Here is a 21,708-nt window from a genome sequence, read left to right as displayed (position 1 = left end):
TCTCCGTCAGTAGCCCCGCGTGCGATCGACGACGTTCAGGAGCGGTTCGCCGCGGTCGAGGCGGGCCACCTGGGCCATAACCTCGGCGACGAGAATGTCGGGCAGGATATCGCCGGCATTGTGGGGCGTGATCGTGGCCTTCGGATGCGCCCACAACGAGCTCTCCGGCGGCAGCGGCTCGTGCGGGAAGACGTCGAGCGTGGCACCGGACAGCGTGCCGTCGTCGAGCGCGGCGAGGATGTCGCCGTCGATCTGCAGGCGGCCGCGGCCGGCATTGATGAGGAAGGCGCCGCCGGCGGCGCCGTCGCGCTTGAGCCGGGCGAAGAGCGAGCGGTTGAGGATGCCGCGCGTCGTCTTGGTCAGCGGCAGCAGGCAGATCAGGATCTCGGTGCGGGCGAGGAATGGATCGAGCCCGGCGGGGCCGTGGAAAGTTTCGACGCCGTCGACAAGCTTCTCGCTCGTGCTCCAGCCCGCGACCCTGAACCCGATGCGGGCGAGCACGCGCACCGCTTCCGTGCCGATGACGCCGAGGCCCATGACGCCGACGGCGACCTCGCTGGCCGCCGGCTGCGGATGCTCCTTCCACAGACGCTGGCGCTGTTGCGCCTCGTAAAGCGGCTGGCGGCGGTGGTAGCGCAACGTATGCAGCACGACATATTCGGTTACGCGCATGCTGAGGTCGGCATGCGCGGCGCGAACGATGGGCACGTCGGGCAAGTTCGGATCGGCGAGCAGATGATCGACGCCGGCGGCGAGATTGACGATCAGCCTGAGCTTCGGGAGCGTCGCCAGCAAGCCGTGCGGCGCCCGCCACACGCAGGCGATCTCGACATCGGAAGCGTCGCCGATCTCCGGCCACAGCCGCACCGGCCGGCCTTCGCCGTGCGACCGGAACAGCTCGGCCCATTGCGCGGCCTGCGGCCCGTCGACGGCGACCAGGATGGCGCCGCTCATTGCGAGACGACGCCGGCCGGCGCGGTCTCCAGATTGAATGCGGCGGCGAGCAGCGCGCGCGTGTAGTCGGACTTCGGCGCCTTGAACAGGTCGGCGGCGGCGCCCTCCTCCACCAGCTTGCCGTGCCTCAACACGATGAGCCGGCTCGCCAGCGCCGCGACCACGCGCAGGTCGTGCGAGATGAACATGTAGGTCAAATCGCGCTTCTTCTGCAGATCGCGCAGCAGGTCGACCATCTGCGCCTGGATCAGCATGTCCAGCGCCGAGGTCGGCTCGTCGAGCACGATGAAGGTCGGCTCCAGCACCAGCGCCCGGGCGAGCGCGATCCTCTGGCGCTGGCCGCCGGAGAATTCGTGCGGATAACGGTCGCGCGTTCCGGGATCGATGCCAACCTCGATGAGCGCCGTCACGACGCGCTGCTCGCGCTCCTCGAGGCTGAGGCGCGGGTGGTGCACACGCAGGCCCTCCTCGACGATGTCGGCGACCGACATGCGTGGCGAGAGCGAGCCGTACGGGTCCTGAAACACGATCTGCATGTCGCGGCGATAGGGCCGCATCTCCTTGAACTTCAGCCCCTGGATCGTGTGGCCCATGAACACGATCGGCCCGTTCGAGGAGATCAGCCGCAGGATGGCGAGGCCGAGCGTGGTCTTGCCGGAGCCGGACTCGCCGACGACGCCGAGCGTCTCGCCCTTGCGCAGTTCGACCGAGATGCCGTCGACCGCCTTGATGTGACCGACCACCTTGCGCAGCACGCCGCGCTTGATCGGAAACCATACTTTCAAATCATCGGTCTTGACCACCAGCGGCGCCTCGGGACGCGGTGGCGCCGGATCTGGCTTCGGCTCGGCGGCGAGCAGCGCCTTCGTATAAGGGTGCTCCGGCGCGGTGAAGACGCGCTCGACCGCGCCCGCCTCGACGATCTTGCCGTGGTTCATGACGCAGACCTTGTCGGCAAGCTTGCGCACGATGCCGAGGTCGTGGGTGATGAACAGCATCGACATGCCGAGCCGCGTCTGCGACTCCTTCAACAGCTTGAGGACCTGCGCCTGCACGGTGACGTCCAGCGCGGTGGTCGGCTCGTCGGCGATCAGCAAATCAGGCTCGTTCGCCAAAGCCATCGCGATCATGACGCGCTGGCGCTGACCGCCGGAGAGCTGGTGCGGATAGCTACCGAGCCGGCTGGCCGGATCGGGAATGCCAACCTGGTCGAGCAGCGAGACGATGCGCGCGCGGGCGGCGTCGCCGGTCAGCGCCTGATGCAGGAGCAAGATCTCGCCGATCTGCTTCTCGATCGTGTGCAGCGGATTGAGCGAAGTCGTCGGCTCCTGGAAGATGATGGTGATGTCGTTGCCGCGCACGCGGCGGATCGCGCGTTCCGGCATCGTGAGCAGCTCCTGGCCCTTGAACAGGATCGAGCCGGACGGATGATGCGCCGGCGGGTAGGGCAGCAGCTTCATCACGGACAGCGCGGTGACCGACTTGCCGGAGCCGGATTCCCCGACCAGCGCCACGGTCTCGCCCTTGGCGATATCGAACGAAACGCGGTCAACGGCGAGCACCTGCCGTTCGCCCTGGCCGAAGGCAACGGACAGATCGCGGACGGAAAGAAGGGGGGCGCTCATCGGCAAATCTTACTCATCTGAATGTCTTTCGCGGATCGAACGCATCGCGCACCGCTTCGCCGATAAAGATCAGCAGCGAGAGCATGATGGCGATGGAGAAGAAGCCGGTGAGGCCCAGCCACGGCGCCTGCACGTTGGCCTTCGCCTGCGACAGCAACTCGCCGAGCGAGGGCGAGCCCGGCGGCAGGCCGAAACCGAGGAAATCGAGCGCGGTCAGCGTCATCACCGAGGACGACAGGATGAACGGCAGGAACGTCATCGTCGCCACCATCGCGTTCGGCAGCAAATGGCGGAAGATGATCACCGCGTTCGACACGCCGAGCGCGCGCGCCGCCTGGATGTATTCGAAGTTGCGGCCGCGCAGGAATTCTGCACGCACCAGATGCACCAGCGATACCCAGGAGAACAAGAGCAGGATGCCGAGCAACACGAAGAAGCCCGGCACCAGCACCGAGGAGATAATCAGCAGGAGGTAGAGCGACGGGATCGAGGTCCAGATCTCGATGAAGCGCTGGAACAAGAGATCGGTCCAACCGCCGAAATAGCCCTGCACCGCGCCGGCGGCGACGCCGATGATCGAGGAGACGATGGTAAGGCACAGCCCGAACAGCACCGAGATGCGGAAGCCGTAGATCAGCCGCGCCGTGACATCGCGGCCGCCGTCGTCGGTGCCGAGCCAGTTCGATTCGAGATGGTCGCATTTGGCGAAATTATGCGTCGCCGCCCACTCGCAGTCCTTCTGCGTCAGCATCCACGTCGGCTTCGACGGGAACGGCGACGGCGGGTTGCTCACCTGCGTGTTGTAGGAGAAATGGATCGGCGGCCAGACGACGGTGCCGTGCTCCTTGGTGATCAGGCCCATCAAATACGGGTCGCGATAATCGGCGGCGGTGCCGAACAGCATCGGGTCCTGGGTCTTGGCGAAATCCGTGTCCGGATAGGTGATCACCGCCGGGAAGAACATCTTGCCGTTGACTTCGATGAAGATCGGCCGGTCGTTGGCGATGAACTCGGCGAACAGCGAGACCACGAACAGGATCAGGAACAGCCACAGCGACCAGTAGCCGCGGCGGTTCGCCTTGAAGTTCTGCCAGCGGCGCTTGTTGAGCGGCGAGATCGCGATCCAGCGCCGGCGCGGCGGCACGTCCTTCTCGACGACGCCGCCCGGCTTGATGTCCTGCGAGGGGATGCCTGCGCGCGCGTCCATCACACCTCCCGCGTCTCGAAGTCGATGCGCGGGTCGATCCACGTATAGGTGAGATCCGAGATCAGGTTCACCACCACGCCGATGAGCGAGAAGATGTACAGCGTCGCGAATACCACGGGATAATCGCGGTTGAGCACGCTCTCGAAGCCCAGCAGGCCGAGGCCGTCGAGCGAGAAGATGGTCTCGATCAGCAGCGAGCCGGTGAAGAAGGCCGAGACAAAGGCGCCCGGGAAGCCGGCGACCACGATCAGCATGGCGTTACGGAATACGTGCCCGTAGAGCACCTGGTTCGACGAGCAGCCTTTGGCGCGCGCGGTGAGCACGTACTGCTTGCGGATCTCGTCGAGAAACGAGTTCTTGGTGAGCAGCGTCATGGTGGCAAAGGCGGACAGCGCCATCGAGATGATCGGCAGCGTCAGGTGCCAGAAGTAGTCGCCAATCTGGGCGTACCAGGGCAACTGCCAGAAATTGTCGGACACGAGCCCGCGCAGCGGAAACCAGTCGAAGAACGAGCCGCCCGCGAACAGCACGATCAGCAGGATGGCGAACAGGAAGCCGGGAATGGCGTAGCCGATAATGATGACGCTCGACGTCCACATGTCGAACTGCGAGCCGTCCTCGACTGCCTTGCGGATGCCGAGCGGGATCGAGATCAGGTAGGTCAAAAGCGTCATCCAGATGCCGAGCGACATCGACACCGGCAGCTTCTCCTTGATCAACTGCAGCACGCTGACGTCGCGGAAATAGCTCTTTCCGAAATCGAAGCGGATGTAGTTCCACAGCATGATCGCGAAGCGTTCCGGCGCCGGCTTATCGAAGCCGAACTGCTTCTCGAGCTTCTTGATGAACTCGGGATCGAGGCCCTGCGCGCCGCGATATTTCGACGACACCGCGTCGACGCCGGAGGCGCCCTGCGCCAGGCCGCGCGAGCCGAAGTCGCCGCCCCCGCCCGAAATGCGCGACAGGCCGCCGGTCTCGGCGCCGGTCAGCTTGGCGATGACCTGCTCGACCGGCCCGCCGGGCGCGAATTGCACCACGACGAAGGCGACCAGCATGATGCCCAACATGGTCGGGATCATGAACAGGATGCGGCGGATGATGTAGGCGGTCATGCGATAGTCGTCTTACCCTGTTGCTACCGATCCGTCACCCTGAGGAGCCTCATCCCTTCTTTATCGCCGTCGCCTTGGCGGCGTCCGCCCACCAGTTCTCCGGCACGCCGCGGCCGTAGCGCGGCTGCTTGTCCGGCCAGGCAAACACGTCCCAGTAGGCGATCCAGTGGGTTGGCTTGTACCAGTGCGGAATCCAGTAGCGGCCGGATCGGAAAACGCGGTCGAGCGCGCGGCAGGCGAAGATCATGTCGTCGCGCGTCTTGGCGGCGATGGCGTGGTCGATCATGGCGTCGATTGCCGGATCGGCGATGCCGGCCTCGTTCTGCGAGCCCTTCAAACGGGCGGCCTGCGACGAGAAGTAGGTGCGCAGCGAATCGCCGGGCGTGGACGAAAAAGAGAAGCGGTCGATGATGATGTCGAAGTCGCGATCGTCGACGCGGCGACGATACTGCACCGGATCGACCAGCCGCAGGCTCGCTTGAATGCCGAGGATACCGAGGTTCCTGATGTACGGAAGATGGTGCGGCTCGAGATTGGGCTCGTCGACGAGGAATTCGATGGTGAGCGGCTCCCCGCTCGGCAGCATGCGCTTGCCGTCCTTGATGCCGCAGCCGGCGTCGGTGAGCAGTTTCGCGGCGTGGTGCAGCCAGCGGCGGTCCTGACCGGAACCGTCGGTCACCGGCGGGACGTATGGCTCGCCGAAGACCTCGTCCGGCACCTTGCCGCGGAACGGCTCAAGTAGCGCGACCTCCTCCGGCGACGGCTTGCCCACGGCCTTCATCGGCGAATTCTCGAACACCGACTGCGTACGGTCGTAGGACCCGTACATGATCGTCTTGTTGGTCCACTCGAAATCGAACGCGTCGATCAGCGCCTCGCGCAGCCGGCGGTCCTTGAACTTGTCGCGGCGCGTATTGATGAACCAGCCCTGCGCGCCGGACGGCGTCTGGTCGGGAATCACGCGACGCTTGACGCGGCCGTCGTTGAAGGCGGGGAAGTTGTAGCGTGTCGCCCAGGTGCGCGAGGTGAACTCCTCGCGGAACAGATAATTGGCGGCGGTGAAGCCCTCGAAGCCGACGTCGCGGTCGCGGTAGTACTCGTAGCGCAGCACGTCGAAATTATAGAGCCCGCGCATGACCGGCAGATCGGCGCCCCACCAGTCCTTGACGCGATGGAATTCGATGAAGCGGCCGGCGTCGAAGCGGCCGACCTTGTAGGCGCCGCTGCCGAGCGGGATGTCGAACGTCGACTGGTCGAACTCGTGCTGGCCGTAATAGGCCCTGGAGAAGATCGGCAGGCCGGCGACGAACAGCGGCACGTCGCGCCCGCGTTTCGGCGCGAAGTGTACGACCACGCCGTCGTGGCCCGCGACCTCGGCGCCTTTGAAATCCCGCAACAACTGCGTGATGATCGGATGGCCCTTGTCCTTCAGCGTGGTCAGCGACCACACGACGTCTTGCGCCGTGAGCGGCGTGCCGTCGTGGAATTTCGCCTCGGGCCGCATCAGGAATGTGTAGGTGAGGCCGTCGTCCGAGATGCGCACCGCGCGAGCCGCGAAGCCGTACATCGCATCCGGCTCGTCGCCGTTGCGCGCCATCAGCGTCGCGAAGGTGTAGTCCATGCCGAATGCGCCGTCGCCCTTGAGGATGTAGGCGTTCAGCGAATTGAAGGTGAGGAACGAGCCATTGTAGCCGCGGCTCGACACCGACTCAGAATAGGTGCAGCCCTTCGGCGCGTCCGGATTGACGTAGGCGAGCTGTTTGAACTCGGGACCCAAGGCAAGATCGCCGAAGGCCGACATGCCGTGGCGCTCGGCGGGCCGCGCTTGCGCATAGGCAGGCGGCAGCCGTGCCGCGGCGAGCGCGCCGGCCGAGAGCACCAGCACCTCGCGACGGCTGATCATGCGCGGCCCTCTGGGCTCGTGTCCCGGACGCGGTGCAGCACGAGCGCAGCGACGTGATGCACCGCTGATCCGGGACCCCGCTTGCTCTGGAAAACCGGGGTCCCGGGTCTGCAGCGCACCGCAAACGCGCTGCGCGGCGCCCGGGACAAAAGCATGACTGAGATGCGCGTCATCAATTCCGCTGCGGCACCTTGGCCGCCTTGTCTTTGTCCCACCACCAGATATTGGGAAACGCCGCCTGCCCGTATTTCGGCATGGTCTCCGGATGGCCGAAGCGGTCCCAGCGCGCCGTGCGCTGGAACGGGTAGGTCCATTGGGGCACTACGTAGAAATTCCACAACAGCACGCGGTCGAGCGCCTTGGTGGCGGCGACCAGCTCTTCGCGGCTCTTGGCGAAGACAACGCGGTTGATGAGTTCGTCCACCGCCGGATTCTTGATGCCGACCACATTGCGCGAGCCGGGAATATCCGCCGCCTGCGAGCTCCAGTAGTTGCGCTGCTCGTTGCCCGGCGACAGCGACTCCGCCCAGCTGGCGACGACGATATCATAGTCCCACTGCCGCAGCCGGTTCTCGTATTGCGCGGCGTCGACCGTGCGCACGCTGACGCCGATGCCGATGCGCTCGAGCGACGGCTTGTAGAACAGCACGAAGCGCTCGGTCGCCGGGTCCTCGACCAGGAATTCGACGGTGAGCGGCGTATTGGTCTTCGTATCGGTGAGCTTGGTGTTGCGCACCTCGTAGCCGGCCGCGCGCAGAAGCGTCAGCGCCTCGCGCAGGTTGGTGCGCACCGCCTGCGGATTGCCGTTGACCGGATTGCTGTAGGGCTTGGTGAACAACTCGGCCGGCACCTTGTCCTTCACCGTTTGGAGGATCTCGAGCTCGAGCCCGCTCGGCAGTCCCGTCGCGGCGAGTTCGGTGCCCGAGAAATAACTGTCGATTCGCTGGTACTGGCCGAAGAAGATTTGCCGGTTCATCTCGTCGAAATTGAAGGCGAAATTGAAGGCGCGGCGCAGACGCGCGTCTTTGAACTTGTCGCGGCGGATGTTGAAAGCGAAGGCCTGCATCATGCCGACGTTGCGGACCGGGAATTTCTCCAGCACGACGCGCTTGTCATTCACCGCCGGGAAATCGTAGCCGGTCGCCCAGTTCTTGGCGCTGTTCTCGGTGCGGAAATCGAGCTGGTCGGCCTTGAAGGCCTCGAGCGCGACCGTGGTGTCGCGGTAGTAGTCGAAACGGACCTGGTCGAAATTGTTGGAGCCGACGTTGACGTTGATGTCCTTGCCCCAGTAGTCGGCAACCTTCTCGTATAGAATGGTGCGGCCGGGCGCGACCTGCTTGACCTTGTAAGGCCCGGAGCCGAGCGGCGGCTCGAGCGTGGTCTGGGTGATGTCGCGCTTTCTGCCGCTCTTGTCGGTGCCTTGCCACCAGTGCTTCGGCAGCACCGGAATCTGGCCGACGATCTGCGGCAATTCGCGATTGCCGGGCCCGTCGAAGGTGAAGACGACCTCACGCTCGCCTTTCTTCTCAGCCTTGGTCACGTGGCGGTAATAGGCTCCGTAGAAGGGGGCGTTCTGCTTCAGCGTCTCGAACGAGAAGATGACGTCCTCCGGCGTGACCGGCTGTCCGTCGTGCCAGTGCGCGTTGGCGCGCAGCCGGTAGGTGACCGAGGAGCGGTCGTCCGGATAGCTGACCGCTTCCGCCAGCAGGCCGTAATCGGTCGAGACCTCGTCGAGCGCCGAGGTGGTCAGCGTCTCCATGAACAGCTCGGTGCCGCTGGCAAGCGAGCCCTTCACGCCGGAGACGGCGAGGTTGAAGTTGTCGAAGGTGCCGACGGCCAGCCGCCGGATGAGGCCGCCCTGCGGCGCCTGCGGATTGACGTAGTCGAAATGCTTGAAGCCGGCCGGGTACTTCACCTCGCCGAACAGCGAGAGGCCGTGCTTCCAGGCCGGCTCCGCCGCGCCCTCGGCCAGCGCCCTATCGACCAATGGCAGCCGGCTGACGACCGGTGCTGCGATTGCGGCGGCAGAGGCGCGGAGGAGGGAGCGGCGGGACACTGTCATTGAAGGCTCCGGGGCTCCGGCGCGCCAGCGGCGCATGGGGTGGCAATCGCGGCCGATTATGTCGGTTTTTGGTTCCGTCACCAGCGGCGGAGCGCCGCGCCGGCCCGTTTCTCAGAACCAAACAGGGTGCACGCGCTGCGGGTTCCCGCGCAAAGCGAAACGGCCGGGCGCGAGGCCCGGCCGTTCTGAAGATCGCGATATGCCTGCCGCTTACTTGGCCGGCGCGGGCGCCGGAGCAGCAGCCGGCGCAGGAGCGGCCGGAGCCTTCGCCGCCGGAGCGGCGCCAGCGGCCGGAGCCGCGCCGCCAGCCGGAGCCGCGGGAGCCGGCGCGGCGGCGGCCTCAGCTTTCGGCAGCGGCTTCGGGCTGTCGGACAGGGTGCGCAGATAGGCGATCACGTCGGCGCGCTGCTGGTCGTTGGAGATGCCGGCGAAGGTCATCGCCGTGCCCGGGATGTACTCGCGCGGGTTGGTGAGGAATTTGTTGAGCTCGTCGTAGCTCCACTCGCCGCCCTTCGCCTTCATGGCCTGCGAGAAGTTGAAGCCATTCTTGCCCTTGCCGCGCTCGTCGCCGACGATGTTGTAGAGGTTCGGACCGACGCGGTTGGGCTCGCCCTTGGCCAGCGTGTGGCAGGCCTGGCACTGGCGGGCGACGTTCTTGCCCTTCTCGACGTCGGCATGGGCAAGCAGTTCGGCGATCGGCTTGGCGGCCACCTTGGCGGCGGGCTTGCCGCCTTCGCTTTCCGTCTTCACCGCGATCAGGTAACCGGGCTTGGCGGGCTTCTGCGGCGCGAACAGCGCGTTGGCGCCGATGTTCAGCGCGAGCAGGATGAGACAGGTGCCGAGTACGGCGCCGAGGACTTTATTAAGCTCGAAGGAATTCATCGGAAATCGGGGCTCCCGAGACGGGGCGAACGGGGCGGGGACGGAAGCCGCCGTGCGTCCGGCGGCGGCGGACAGATACCGGTTTGCCTCCCGTCTGGCAACCCGTATAAGCGCGCGGTCCACCCTCGATTTCTACCGCATTTTGCGGCGGTAACGGGCAGGCCGCGATGTCGCAGACGATCGTTCTCATTCCGGCCCGGATGGCCTCGACCCGCCTTCCCGGCAAACCGCTCGCCGACATCCACGGCGAGCCGATGATCGTGCATGTCTGGCGGCGCGCGCGGGAAGCGAATATCGGCGAGGTTGTGGTCGCCACCGATTCCGAGCCCGTCGCCACGGCGGTCGAGAAGGCGGGCGGCCGCGCGGTGATGACGCGCGGCGACCATCCGTCCGGCTCCGACCGCATTTTCGAGGCGCTGGAGGCGCTCGACCCGGAGCACCGCGTCGGCATCGTCGTCAACGTGCAGGGCGACCTGCCCACGGTCCCGGCCGCGGACATCCACGCCGCGCGCACGCTGCTCAAGGATGAGGCCGTGGATATCGGCACACTGGCTGCGGTAATCCGCGACCCGCACGAACTGACCAATCCGAGCGTGGTGAAGGCGCACGGGCGGCCCGTCGCGCCCGGACGCCTCACGGCGACCACCTTCACCCGCGCCGACGCCAAGGGCGCCGGCCCGCACTATCACCACATCGGTCTTTACGCATACCGGCGGGCGGCGCTCGAGCGCTTCGTCAAGCTGCCGCCCTCGGCCAACGAGCAGCGCGAGCGCCTGGAGCAATTGCGCGCACTCGATGCCGGCATGCGCATCGACATCGCGATCGTCGAGTCGGTGCCGCTCGGCGTCGACACGTCGGAAGATCTGGAGAAAGCCCGCCGGATGCTGGCCCGTTGACTTGGACGCCAGCGTCTGCGTACGGCTTTCCCCACGTTGCGTAAGGGGACCTGCGTATGGCCAAGAAGAAGATCATCTTCCAGGGCGAACTGGGGGCGAATTCGCACATCGCCTGCCACGAAGCCTATCCCGACTACGAGCCGATCCCCTGCCCGACCTTCGAGGACTGCTTCTCGGCGCTGACCGCAGGCGACGTCGATCTCGGCATGATCCCGATCGAGAACTCGGTCGCCGGCCGGGTCGCCGACATCCATCACCTGATGCCGACCGCGCGGCTGCACATCATCGCCGAGTGGTTCCTGCCGATCCGCAACCAGTTGATGGCGCCGAAGGGCGCCAGCCTCAAGACGATCAAGACCGTGCAGAGCCACGTGATGGCGCTCGGCCAGTGCCGCAACGTGATCCGCGAATTGAAGCTCAAGCCGGTCGTCGCCGCCGACACCGCCGGCTCGGCGCGCGAGGTGGCGGAAGCGAAGGACATGACGCGCGCGGCGATCGCGTCTCGCCTCGCCGCCGAGATCTACGGTCTCGACATCCTGAAGGAGAACGTCGAGGACGAAGCGAATTCGACCACGCGCTTCATCGTGCTGTCGCGCGACAAGCGATGGGCGAAGCCCGGTAACGGCAAGACCATCACCACCTTCGTCTTCCGCGTGCGCAACGTGCCGGCAGCGCTGTACAAGGCGCTCGGCGGCTTCGCGACGAACGGCGTCAACATGACCAAGCTCGAGAGCTACATGGTCGGCGGCAACTTCTTCGCCACGCAGTTCTACGCCGACGTCGAGGGCCACCCGGACGACCGGTCGCTGGTGTTCGCGCTAGAGGAACTGAACTTCTTCTCCAAGGAATTCGATATCCTCGGCGTCTACCCGGCGCATAGCTATCGCGAGACGTTCAAGGAAGAGAAGGACTGAGGCGCACCCGCTCACTTCTTCTTCGCGGGCTCGGCTTTCTTCAGTTCCGCAACGGTGGCGCGGAGCGCGGCGACCTCGACCTTGAGCGCCGCGATCTCCAGTTGCCGCGCTTTGGCCTCGCGCTCGCCGGCATCGAGCCGCGCCGTGGTGTCGCGCGCTTGCTTCGCCAGCGCCTGTTGCAGGAAATCGACGTTGCTCTGCAGGCAGCTCGTGCGCCGCTCCATCGATTTCTCGGCGGTGCAAATCTCGAGCCCGCGGATGTCCTGCGCGTGGACAGTGACGGAAAGGACGAGAGTGCCGAGCCCGGCGGCGGCGATGATGCGTTGCATCGGCGCAGTCTACACCAAGCGTGCCGCCGGCGCGCCGCTTGCCTTCAGCGGTGCCGGCATGCTCCCGTAGCGAACATACTCGTCACTCCGGGGAATACAGCATGGCAGCGGACAAAGTCGCCCTCGTCACCGGTGCGGCGCGCGGCATCGGGCTTGCCACGGCGAAGCGCTTTCTTGCCGACGACTGGCGCGTCGCACTGCTCGACATCGACGGCGACAATCTCGCGCGGACGTTCGCGGCGCTCGGCAAGCCCGATGCGACCATGGCCATCACCTGCGACGTCGCCGATCCCGCCGGCGTTGCGCGCACGGTTGCGTCCGTCGCCGAGCGCTTCGGCCGCCTCGATGCGCTGGTCAACAATGCCGGCATCGCCATCTTCAAGCCGATCCTCGACGTCACCTACGAGGACTGGCAGCGCGTGCTGGCCGTCAATCTCACCGGCCCGTTTTTGTGCACACAGGCGGCGGCGCCGGTGATGCGCGACAGCGGCGGGGGCTCAATCGTCAACATCACGTCGATCTCGGGGCTCCGCGCCTCGACTTTGCGCGCGGCCTACGGCACCAGCAAAGCCGGCCTGGCGCATCTGACGAAACAGCAGGCGGCCGAGCTCGCCGCGCTCGGCATCCGCGTCAATGCCGTGGCGCCGGGACCGGTCGACACCGCCATGGCCAAGGCGGTCCACACGCCGGAGATCCGCAAGGACTATCACGATCACATGCCGCTCAACCGCTACGGCCTCGAAGCGGAGTTGGCGGAAGCCATCTATTTCCTCTGCAGCGATCGGGCAAGCTACATCACCGGGCAGGTGCTGTGCGTCGACGGCGGCTTCGATTCGACTGGCATCGGCCTGCCGACCTTGCGCGCCGAGATGCGGAACGGCTGAGGACGCTCACACGGCGACGCGGCTGAGGAAGCCTTCGATGCGGTGCTGCAAATCGCGCGCCGCTTCGGCGACCTGCGCCGAAGCCTCCAGCACGGTGGCAGCGGCATCGCGCGTTTGTCCGACCGCGCCGCTGAACTCGACGAGCACGGCCGCGGTCCCCTTCGCGCCGTCCGCGGCGCTAGAGACGTTACGGGCGATTTCGTCGGTCGCGCTGTTCTGCTGATCGAGCGCGCGAGCGACCGCCGAGGTATAGCCATCGATCTCGCGCATGCGGTCCGTGTTGCGCCGGATGGCCTCGACGGCGGCGCCGGTCGATTTCTGCACCGCATCGATCTGGCTGGCGATCTGCTCCGTCGCTTTCGCCGTCTGCACCGCCAACGACTTCACTTCGGAAGCCACGACCGCGAAGCCGCGCCCCGCTTCGCCCGCGCGCGCCGCCTCGATGGTAGCGTTGAGCGCCAGCAGGTTGGTCTGCCCCGCGATGCTGCGGATCAGGCTGACGACGTCGCCGATCTCCTGCACGGTTGCGCTCAAACCATTCATCTGTTCGTTGGTCGAATTCGCTTCCATCACGGCATGCGCCACCAGCTCCGCGGCGCGGCCGATCTGACGGCCGATTTCTCCGATCGAGGCAATCAGCTCTTCGGCCGCGCTCGCGGCCGCGACCATATTGGCCGACGATTCACCGGAGCTTCGCACCGCGCCGGTCGCGCGTTCGAGCGTATCGCCGGACGAATTTGACAGGGTGACGGCGATTTCCTTCAAGGCCGCGGCGCTGTCGCCCACCGTGCGCAGCATGGAGACGACGCTCTCGCGAAATGCACGGATTTCCGATTCGATCTCGACGCGGCGACGTTCCTGCTCGTTCAACGCAGCACCCTTGCGCTCGGCCTGGATGCGGTCGGTGATGTCGTCATGCGTGCCGATCCAGTACCTGCCGCCGAGGACGGAGCGGTTGATGACCGAAACGGCACGGCCGTCGGGCGTCTCGACGATGCGGCTCATTGCGCCGCCAGTCTGAACCGAGGCCAGGATCTCGGAGCGGTACTTTTCCGGATCGAGGTTGAGACTGCCGGTCGAGATGCGATTTTGAATGAGGTCTCGCAGCGTGCAGCCGGGCTTCACGATCTCCGGCGACAGGCGATACATCTCGACGTAGCGGTGATTGCAGACCTGTACGGTCTCGTTCGCATCGACCAGCACGACGCCTTGCGTCATATTATTGATGACGATGTCGAGCAGCGGGCTGGCCTGCGCGCGGCCGCGGCGCAGCGAGAACAGCACGAAACCGGCGCCGCCGAGCGCGACGAGAACGATGAGGTATGAGGTCGTTCCGAACACTGCGGGCAAGGTGGCCGATCCGATGTATGCCCTTCATACACCGCAAGATTTGACCAGTCCTTAACCGGCGATCGTGCCGTCGGCCCAGCTAAGCCATTGATCGGACTTAGCCTATTCTGCCGCCTGCCGCGGCGGCGGCCGCATGGTCTCGATGCCGTCCGCCGCTGTCCCCGAGATCGTCGTGCGCACCATCAGCCGCGCCTCGTGCGCCGGCCACGGGCGGCCGCGATGCATGGTAGCGCGGTTGTCCCACATCACCACGTCGCCCTGCCGCCATCTGTGCATATAGCTCGTGCCCGGCGCGGTTGCGGCTTCGGTCAATTCCTCGATCAGGTCGAGGCCGGCCTCCGCCTCCATGCCTTCCACCGCATAGGCATGCGAGGCGAGATAAAGCGCGCCGCGGCCGTTGACCGGATTGCGCCACACCATGCGCCAGCACTGCGCGGGAAGCGCGGCGCGTTCCTCGGGTGTCGCGAGCCCGGCGGCGATCTTGCTGCGCGAATGGTTGTAATCGTGCCAGGCGAAGGATTTTTCCAATTTGTGCTGCAGCGCCGGCGCGAGGCGCTCGAAGGCGAGCCGCGTCGAGACGAACTCGGTCTCGCCGCCGTTGTCGGGAATGATGCGTGCCGACAGGATCGAGGTCAGCGCCGGGACCGCCTTGAACGACGAGTCGGTGTGCCAGAGCTGGTTCGCCTTGTTGCGCATGGCGTAGCGGTGGTCCGGCGGCACGACCTTGCCGTCCGGGCCGATGGTCGTGAGCGTGATGAAGTGACTGCCGGTGCCGAGCGAGCCGACCTTGGTCACCTCCGGCGGGCCGAAGCGGCGCGAGAAGGCAAGTTGGCCTTCGTCGGTGACCTCCTGACCGCGGAAGGCCAGCACCGAGTGCTCTTCGAAGGCGGCGCGCACCTCGGCGTAGACGGCATCGCTGGTGACGACATCGGCAAGCGTGACGCCGCGCACTTCGGCAGCGAAACCGGGACCCACGGGGACGATCTGCATCGGCGTTCTCCCTTGGTCGCTTTTGTGATTGGCCGAAGTGTCCCGCAAAGGCGGGCCGACGGCAAGGCCGCTCAGGCGTGTTCCCGCTCGTAGCGGCCGACGAAGCGCGGCGACAATGTGCGCAGCCGCTCGAGATCGATGCGGCCCGAGCGCGTGATGTAGCTCATGGCGAAGTCGAGCGGCGCAAGCCGCATATGTTCGCCGAAACGCTCGTACCAGTCGGCGCTGCCATTGGCGCCGGCGACCAGCTTCTCCAGCACCGGCCGGCGCGCGGCCTCAAAGGCCGCGAGCGCGTCGGGCACCGCGCGATGCGCGGCAAGCGCCTTGTCGAGCGCGATAGCGTCCTCCAGCGCCAGCCGCGTGCCGGAGCCGATGGAAAAATGCGCGGTGTGCAGCGCGTCGCCGATGAGCACGCAATTGCCGTGCGACCAGCGCGCATTGTGCACGACCGGAAACTGCCGCCAGATCGAATTGTTCGAAATGAGCTTATGGCCGCCAAGCGCGTCGGCGAAGACGCGCTCGCAGAGGCCGCGCGTTTCGGCTTCGCTCATCGATGCGAAGCCGGCGCGCGCGAATGTATCAGTCCCGACCTCGACGATGAAGGTGCTGCGGTCGGCCGCGTAGCGATAGTGATGCGCGTCGAGCGGGCCGAACGCGCTGTCGACGAAGGTCTGCGTCAGCGTGTCGAAAGGCTGCGTCGTGCCGAACCAGGCGAAGCGGTTGGTGAGCAGCCGCGCACTGGCGCCGAACGCGCCGGCGTATGTGCGCCGCACCAGCGAATTGACGCCGTCGGCGCCGACGACGAGGTCGTAGCCGGCGAGTTCGTCTAGCGATGTGACCGCGCGATTGTAGACCGGCGCGACGCCGGCGGCCCCCGCGCGCGCCTGCAGCAGTTGCAGCAGCTCGAGTCGCCCGATCGCAGCGAAGCCGATGCCGTCGATGACGACGCGCTCGCCGCGGAGGACAAGCGTCATGTCCTCCCAGGACTCCATGTGCGGCGCGATTGCCGCGCAGGTCTCCTCGTCGTCGTCGCGCAGGAATTCGAGGGCGCGGTCGGAGAACACGACGCCGAAGCCGAAGGTGGCGTCCGGCGGGTTCTGCTCGATGACGGTGACGTCGACGCGAGCATCGCGGCGCTTGATCAGCGTGGCGAGATAGAGGCCGGCCGGACCGGCGCCGAGGATGGCGATGCGCATGGGGTCATTCTATCGGCTGGCATGCCTCGCGAAAGCGGGACATCCAGTATCACAGAAGCGCCAGCCGCGTTATGCTGCGGCGTCTGGATCGCCCGCCTTCGCGGGCGATGACACGGAAACTAAAGCCATGCTCGCCATCGCCCTCGCGCTGCACGTCCTGTCCGCCGTCGTCTGGGTCGGCGGCATGTTCGCCGCCTATCTGTGCCTGCGGCCGGCCGCCGGACCGCTCGAGGCGCCGCTGCGGCTCGGCCTGTGGCGGCGCTTCTTCGCCAAGTTCTTCCCCTGGGTGTGGGCGAGCGTCGTGCTGCTGCTGGCGACGGGCTTCTGGATGATGCTCAGCTTTTTCGGCGGCTTCGCGCACGCGCCGATGTACATCAACATCATGATGGCGCTCGGCATTGTAATGGTCGCGCTCTACGCCTGGCTCTTTCACGGGTCCTGGCTGAAGTTCAAACGCGCGGTCGATGCGAGCGACTGGCCGGCGGCCGGCGCGCAGCTCAACCGCATCCGGCAAATCATCGCGGTGAACCTGCCGATAGGCTTGATCGTCGTGATCGTCGGCGGGACCGGGCGGTTTTGGGCTTAATTCCCTCTCCCCGCAAGCGGGGAGAGGTAAGCACACTCAAATCGTCTGATTGTACGCGCCGACGTCCGGATGCGTGCGCAGCACGCCGTCGATCGCCTTGAACATGTCGTGCATGCGCTGCTCGGAGGCGGGGCTTTCCACCACGACGACCAGTTCCGGCTTGTTCGACGACGCGCGCACCAGCCCCCAAGTGCCGTCCTCGACGGTGACGCGCACGCCGTTGACGGTGACGACGTCGCGGATTGCCTGGCCGGCGACCTTGTCGCCCTTGGCCTTCGCGTCGACGAAGTGTTTCGTGACGGCATCGACGATGCCGTACTTTTTCTCGTCGTCGCAATGCGGCGCCATGGTCGGCGAGCCCCAGGTCTTGGGCAGCGCCTTGCGCAGGTCGGCCATGGTCTTGTCCGGGCTGCGGTCGAGCATGTCGCAGACGGCGAGCCCGAAGATCATGCCGTCATCGTAGCCGCGCCCGAAGGGCTTGTTGAAGAAGAAGTGGCCGGACTTCTCGAAGCCGGCGAGCGCGCCGAGCTCGTTGACGCGGCGCTTGATGTAGGAGTGGCCGGTCTTCCAGTAGTCGGCCTTGACGCCGTTCGCCTTCAGCACCGGATCGGTGTTGAAGAGGCCGGTCGACTTCACATCGACGACGAAGGTCGCGCCCTTGTGGCTCTCCGACATCCAGCGCGCCAGCATGACGCCGACCTTGTCGGCGAAGATCTCCTCGCCCTCATTGTCGACCACGCCGCAACGATCGCCGTCGCCGTCGAAACCGAGCGCAACGTCGGCCTTGTGCTTCAACACCGCATCTCGCATTGCATGAAGCATCTTCATGTCTTCGGTGTTGGGATTGTAGTTCGGGAAGGTATGGTCGAGTTCGCAGTCGAGGGGGATCACCTCGCAGCCGATCGCCTCCAGCACGCGTGGCGCAAAGGCGCCGGCGGTGCCGTTGCCGCAGGCGGCGATGACTTTCAGCTTGCGCTTGATCTTCGGCCGGTTGGTGAGGTCGGCGATGTAGCGGTCGGGGAAGTTCTCGACGAAGACGTAGGAGCCGCCGCCCTTCATGTCGAACTTGGCGCCGAGCACGATCTCCTTCAGCCGCGTCATCTCGTCGGGGCCGAAGGTGAGCGGGCGGTTGGCGCCCATCTTCACGCCGGTCCAGCCGTTGTCGTTGTGCGAGGCGGTGACCATGGCGACGCACGGCACGTCGAGCGCGAACTGGGCGAAATAGGCCATCGGCGTCATGCAGAGGCCGATGTCGTGCACCTTGCAGCCGGAAGCGAGAAGGCCCGAGATCAGCGCCATCTTTACCGAGGCGGAATAGCCGCGGAAATCGTGGCCGGTGACGATCTCCTTCTTCACGCCCATCTCGCCGATCAGCGTGCCGAGCCCCATGCCGAGGGCCTGGACGCCCATCAGGTTGATCTCTTTTTCCAGCAGCCAGCGCGCGTCGTATTCACGGAATCCGGTCGGCTTTACGAGCGGCGTTGACTCGTAGGCATAGGTATTCGGCGTCAGCGCGGGCTTGGGCGTCGGAAACATCAGGTCCTCGGGAAAGGGCGGTAAATTCGGCCGCTGGCGGGGGTCAGATAGCCTAACGCGGAACCCTGGCAAAGTAGTTCCCGAAGGTGGTCATTCCGGGGCGCTGACGAGCGCGAGCGGGAAGGACGCTACTGCTCCATCACCAGCCGGCCGTCGGCCACTTCGTACCGCCGCAGGCGCGACAGGAAGGCCATGCCGAGCAGGTTCTTGCCGAGGAGGTCGTCCGGCAGCACCAGCGCCGGCACGTCGTAGACGGTGATGCCGCCGACCTCGATACGGTCGAGCTTGATCGGCGCCGCTTTCACCTTGCCGTTCGCGGTCGAGACGACCGCGGTGTATTCGGCCGGCATCGGACGCAGGCCGGCGTTGGCGGCGTCGCTCTCGCGCAGCACGACGAGCGAGGCGCCGGTGTCGATCATGAAATCGGTGAAGACGCCGTCGACCCGCGACTGCACGGCGAAGTGGCCATCGCGCCCGGCGTCGACCATCAGGCTGCGGCCGGAGGAGACCGGCTCCCGCGCGGCGTTGTCGGCCGTCGCAGCTTGCGCCTGCGGATGCTCGACGACCGCCTTGTCGGCGAAGCGGGCGGCATAACCGCCCAGGACCACCAACAGAACGGCGAGAACGAGAAAGGCGCGCATGAGAGGCCCCTGAAATTCTCCCCCATTCTGGTACGGGCGCCGCCAAGGCCGGCTTAACGCGAGGATGCAGGCGGCGCGCGTGGTGAGCGGTCGGTTAAAGGAAATGAGAAAACTTGGCCGATCACGTGCCGCGCGGCTTCGCCCGGCGGGTCGGCGGCGCGGTGGTCGGATCGTCCGGCCAGGGATGGCGCGGATAGCGGCCGCGCATCTCCACGCGCACATCGGCATAGGAGCCGCGCCAGAAGCCGGGCAGGTCGCGTGTGATCTGCACCGGCTTGTGGCCCGGCGACAGGAGCTCGACCACCAGCGGCACGCGGCCGCCGGCGATCGAGGGATGCTTCGCCAGCCCGAACAATTCCTGCACGCGGATCGACACGGTCGGCCCCTGCTCCGCGGAATAGTCGATCGGCACCGCCGTGCCGGTGGGCGCGGTGAAATGCGTCGGCGCCTCGTCGTCGAGACGGCGGCGCAAAGTCCATGGCAGCAGAGTCATCACCGCATCGGACAATTCGTCGGCACCGATGGCGGTGCGCGATGTCTTGTCGAGGAGCATCGGCTCCAGCCAGTCGGCGGCAGTCTTCTCCAGCCCCTCCTCGGTGAGGTCCGGCCACTCGTCGCCTTCCGCCTTGCGCAGGAATTCGACGCGCGTGCGGAATTGCTGCGCCGCCCTGCTCCATGGCAGTTTATCGAGGCCGAGCCTGACGATGCCGTCGGCGAGCGTGTGCGCGGTGCCGGCGTCGGGCGAGACCTGCTTGATCTGCTCGGCCAGCACGATGCTGCCGAGGCGGCGCGTGCGGCGCGCGCGCAGCGACGCCGAGGCTGTGTCGAAGGTGACGGCGTCGCGGTCCTCGATCTGCGCTGCAAAGCGCATCTCGATTTCCGCGAGCGTGACCGGCGCGGCCAGCACGATGCGGCTTGCCGCCGCCGCGCCGGTCAGTTCCGCGACCGCGAGGAACGGCTCGCGCGCCAGCGCCGAGGCCGGATCGACATTGCCGCCGCGGCCGTTGGCCAGCAGGAACGCGCCCTGCCCGCCGCCGCGATTCTTGGCGATACGGTCGGGATAAGCGAGCGCGAGGATCGCGCCCGCAGTCAGTTCGCCCGCGCCGCGCCCGCCAGCCAGGTCCGCCCAACGCCTCACCATCGCCCTCGCGTCCTCGGCACGGCGCGAACGGTCGCGGCGGACCTGATCGAGCCGATGCTCCAGATTGACGTCATCGCCGCCGAGCCCGCGCTCGGTGACGAGCGCCGCGATCGCGGCCGCGGTATCGCCGGCGCCTTCGGCCGCGGCATCGACCACCATGCGGGCCAAGCGCGGCGGCAGCGGCAGCGCGCGCAGCTTGCGGCCTTCCTCGGTGATGCGGCCCTGCGCGTCGATGGCGCCGATCTCGATCAGCAAGGCGCGCGCCTCGCTGAGCGCGGCCGCCGGCGGCGGGTCGAGGAAGCGAAGCGTCGACGGATCGCTGGTGCCCCATTGCGCCAGATCGAGCACGAAGCTCGACAGATCGGCGGAGAGGATTTCCGGTCGCGTATAAGCCTCGAGCGAGCCGGTCTGCGGCTCGTCCCAGAGGCGATAGCTCACGCCCGGCTCGACGCGGCCGGCGCGGCCGGTGCGCTGGTCTGCGGCGGCGCGCGACACGCGCACGGTCTCGAGCCGCGTGATGCCGACGTCCGGCTCGTAGCGCGGCACGCGCGACAGGCCGGAGTCGATGACCACACGCACGCCCTCGATGGTCAGCGACGTCTCGGCGATGGAGGTCGCCAGCACTACCTTGCGCCGGCCTGGCGGCGACGGCGAGATCGCGCGGTCCTGTTCGCGCATATCGAGCGCGCCGTAGAGCGCGACGATGTCGACGGCCGGGTCGCGCACGCGTTCTTTCAGCAGCGTCTCGGTGCGGCGGATCTCGCCGGCGCCGGGCAGGAAGACCAGCGCCGAGCCGGTCTCGGCGCGCAAGGCGCGCTCGACCGCGTCGGCGACCTGGTTCTCGATGCGCGTGCGCGGATCGCGGCCGAGATAGCGCATGTCGACCGGGAAGCTGCGGCCTTCGCTCTCGACTACCGGCGCGCCGTCGAGCAGCGACGCCACGCGTGCGCCGTCGATGGTCGCCGACATGACGAGGAGCTTGAGGTCCTCGCGCAGGCCTTGCTGCGCGTCGCGCGCCAGCGCCAGGCCGAGATCGGCATCGAGCGAGCGTTCGTGAAATTCGTCGAACAGCACGGCGGCGATGCCGTCGAGCGAGGGATCGTCGAGGATCAGCCGCGTGAAGATGCCTTCGGTGACCACCTCGATGCGCGTGCGCTTCGACACCTTGGAGCCGAAGCGGACGCGCAGGCCCACCGTGTCGCCGACCTGCTCGCCGAGCGTCGCTGCCATGCGCGTCGCGGCGGCGCGGGCGGCGAGCCGCCGCGGCTCGAGCACGAGGATCTTCTTATCCTTCGCCCATGGCTCGTCGATGAGCACCAAGGGCACGCGCGTGGTCTTGCCGGCGCCCGGCGGGGCGACCAGCACGGCGGCATCGTGCGCGGCAAGCGCGGCGGTCAGCCCGGGCAGCGCGGCGTCGATGGGAAGGGGTGAAGAGAAGGTGCGCATGGCTTCTTCTTACCTCTTCCCGCTTGCGGGGAGAGGTCGACGTCCGAGCGACAG

At 66.7% G+C, this 21,708-nt stretch carries 17 protein-coding genes and 1 pseudogene; 4 read left to right on the top strand and 14 right to left on the bottom strand.

Annotated elements, in window-relative coordinates; genetic code table 11:
- Positions 1-6 precede the first annotated feature (6 nt).
- The 7 genes and pseudogenes from VGV41_RS00570 to VGV41_RS00540 form a co-directional block, all read right to left on the bottom strand.
- On the bottom strand, positions 7-954 hold the full coding sequence (locus tag VGV41_RS00570; protein WP_326861693.1) for a glyoxylate/hydroxypyruvate reductase A: 948 nt from the start codon (positions 952-954) through the stop codon (positions 7-9).
- The gene (locus VGV41_RS00565; RefSeq protein ID WP_326861692.1) at positions 951-2,579 is read right to left on the bottom strand and encodes an ABC transporter ATP-binding protein; all 1,629 of its coding nucleotides are present in this window, start codon (positions 2,577-2,579) and stop codon (positions 951-953) included. The genes VGV41_RS00570 and VGV41_RS00565 overlap by 4 nt, the downstream gene beginning before the upstream one ends.
- A gap of 13 nt (positions 2,580-2,592) precedes the next feature.
- Positions 2,593-3,786, bottom strand: a complete 1,194-nt coding sequence (locus tag VGV41_RS00560; RefSeq protein ID WP_326861691.1) for an ABC transporter permease — start codon at positions 3,784-3,786, stop codon at positions 2,593-2,595.
- Positions 3,786-4,898, bottom strand: coding sequence for a microcin C ABC transporter permease YejB (locus VGV41_RS00555; protein ID WP_326861690.1), 1,113 nt, complete (start codon positions 4,896-4,898; stop codon positions 3,786-3,788). Before VGV41_RS00555 ends, VGV41_RS00560 begins: the two co-directional genes overlap by 1 nt.
- Before the next feature lie 49 nt (positions 4,899-4,947).
- Positions 4,948-6,801: an extracellular solute-binding protein gene (locus VGV41_RS00550; RefSeq protein WP_326861689.1), complete on the bottom strand. Its 1,854-nt coding sequence runs from the start codon at positions 6,799-6,801 to the stop codon at positions 4,948-4,950.
- A 172-nt stretch (positions 6,802-6,973) separates the two neighbouring features.
- Positions 6,974-8,863, bottom strand: coding sequence for an extracellular solute-binding protein (locus VGV41_RS00545; RefSeq protein WP_326861688.1), 1,890 nt, complete (start codon positions 8,861-8,863; stop codon positions 6,974-6,976).
- A gap of 342 nt (positions 8,864-9,205) precedes the next feature.
- Positions 9,206-9,745 (bottom strand): annotated as a pseudogene (locus tag VGV41_RS00540) (c-type cytochrome); the annotation flags it as partial.
- Between the two features lie 167 nt (positions 9,746-9,912).
- Between VGV41_RS00540 and VGV41_RS00535 the strand changes: the two are divergent.
- Together VGV41_RS00535 and VGV41_RS00530 are read left to right on the top strand one after the other, a co-directional pair.
- Complete coding sequence (locus VGV41_RS00535) at positions 9,913-10,641, top strand: 3-deoxy-manno-octulosonate cytidylyltransferase (RefSeq protein ID WP_326861686.1); 729 nt, start codon at positions 9,913-9,915, stop codon at positions 10,639-10,641.
- Between the two features lie 56 nt (positions 10,642-10,697).
- Positions 10,698-11,555: a prephenate dehydratase gene (locus VGV41_RS00530; protein WP_326861685.1), complete on the top strand. Its 858-nt coding sequence runs from the start codon at positions 10,698-10,700 to the stop codon at positions 11,553-11,555.
- 11 nt (positions 11,556-11,566) lie between these two features.
- Here VGV41_RS00530 and VGV41_RS00525 read toward each other — a convergent pair whose 3' ends face one another.
- Complete coding sequence (locus tag VGV41_RS00525; protein WP_326861684.1) at positions 11,567-11,884, bottom strand: hypothetical protein; 318 nt, start codon at positions 11,882-11,884, stop codon at positions 11,567-11,569.
- A 101-nt stretch (positions 11,885-11,985) separates the two neighbouring features.
- Here VGV41_RS00525 and VGV41_RS00520 point away from each other — a divergent pair, with 101 nt between their 5' ends.
- Positions 11,986-12,768: an SDR family oxidoreductase gene (locus VGV41_RS00520; protein ID WP_326861683.1), complete on the top strand. Its 783-nt coding sequence runs from the start codon at positions 11,986-11,988 to the stop codon at positions 12,766-12,768.
- A 6-nt stretch (positions 12,769-12,774) separates the two neighbouring features.
- On the opposite strand, the gene VGV41_RS00515 is transcribed toward VGV41_RS00520, so the two are convergent.
- The 3 genes from VGV41_RS00515 to VGV41_RS00505 form a co-directional block, all read right to left on the bottom strand.
- A complete protein-coding gene (locus tag VGV41_RS00515) occupies positions 12,775-14,109 on the bottom strand; it encodes a methyl-accepting chemotaxis protein (RefSeq protein ID WP_326861751.1) in 1,335 nt (444 codons plus the stop codon).
- A 111-nt stretch (positions 14,110-14,220) separates the two neighbouring features.
- Positions 14,221-15,108 (bottom strand): TauD/TfdA family dioxygenase, encoded by an 888-nt coding sequence (locus VGV41_RS00510; protein WP_326861682.1) that lies wholly within the window; start codon positions 15,106-15,108, stop codon positions 14,221-14,223.
- 71 nt (positions 15,109-15,179) lie between these two features.
- Entirely contained in the window at positions 15,180-16,304 is a 1,125-nt protein-coding gene (locus VGV41_RS00505) for an FAD-dependent monooxygenase (RefSeq protein WP_326861681.1), read from the bottom strand.
- Between the two features lie 127 nt (positions 16,305-16,431).
- On the opposite strand from VGV41_RS00505, the gene VGV41_RS00500 reads away from it, so the two are divergent.
- Positions 16,432-16,890, top strand: coding sequence for a CopD family protein (locus tag VGV41_RS00500; RefSeq protein WP_326861680.1), 459 nt, complete (start codon positions 16,432-16,434; stop codon positions 16,888-16,890).
- Positions 16,891-16,926: 36 nt separating this feature from the next.
- Here the strand turns inward: VGV41_RS00500 and VGV41_RS00495 are convergent, their stop codons facing one another.
- The 3 genes from VGV41_RS00495 to hrpB all read right to left on the bottom strand — a co-directional run bounded on the left by VGV41_RS00495 (position 16,927) and on the right by hrpB (position 21,654).
- Positions 16,927-18,426, bottom strand: coding sequence for a phosphomannomutase/phosphoglucomutase (locus tag VGV41_RS00495; RefSeq protein WP_326861679.1), 1,500 nt, complete (start codon positions 18,424-18,426; stop codon positions 16,927-16,929).
- A gap of 128 nt (positions 18,427-18,554) precedes the next feature.
- Positions 18,555-19,067 (bottom strand): TIGR02281 family clan AA aspartic protease, encoded by a 513-nt coding sequence (locus tag VGV41_RS00490; RefSeq protein WP_326861678.1) that lies wholly within the window; start codon positions 19,065-19,067, stop codon positions 18,555-18,557.
- 121 nt (positions 19,068-19,188) lie between these two features.
- Positions 19,189-21,654 carry an ATP-dependent helicase HrpB gene (hrpB, locus tag VGV41_RS00485; RefSeq protein WP_326861677.1) on the bottom strand — a complete coding sequence of 822 codons (2,466 nt, stop codon included), beginning with the start codon at positions 21,652-21,654 and terminating at the stop codon, positions 19,189-19,191.
- Positions 21,655-21,708 lie beyond the last annotated feature (54 nt).

Source organism: Pseudolabrys sp. (assembly GCF_035943735.1).
Lineage (GTDB): Bacteria > Pseudomonadota > Alphaproteobacteria > Rhizobiales > Xanthobacteraceae > Pseudolabrys.
The sequence above is the reverse complement of the archived record's forward strand: the minus strand, read 5'-3'. Positions and strand labels throughout refer to the sequence as shown.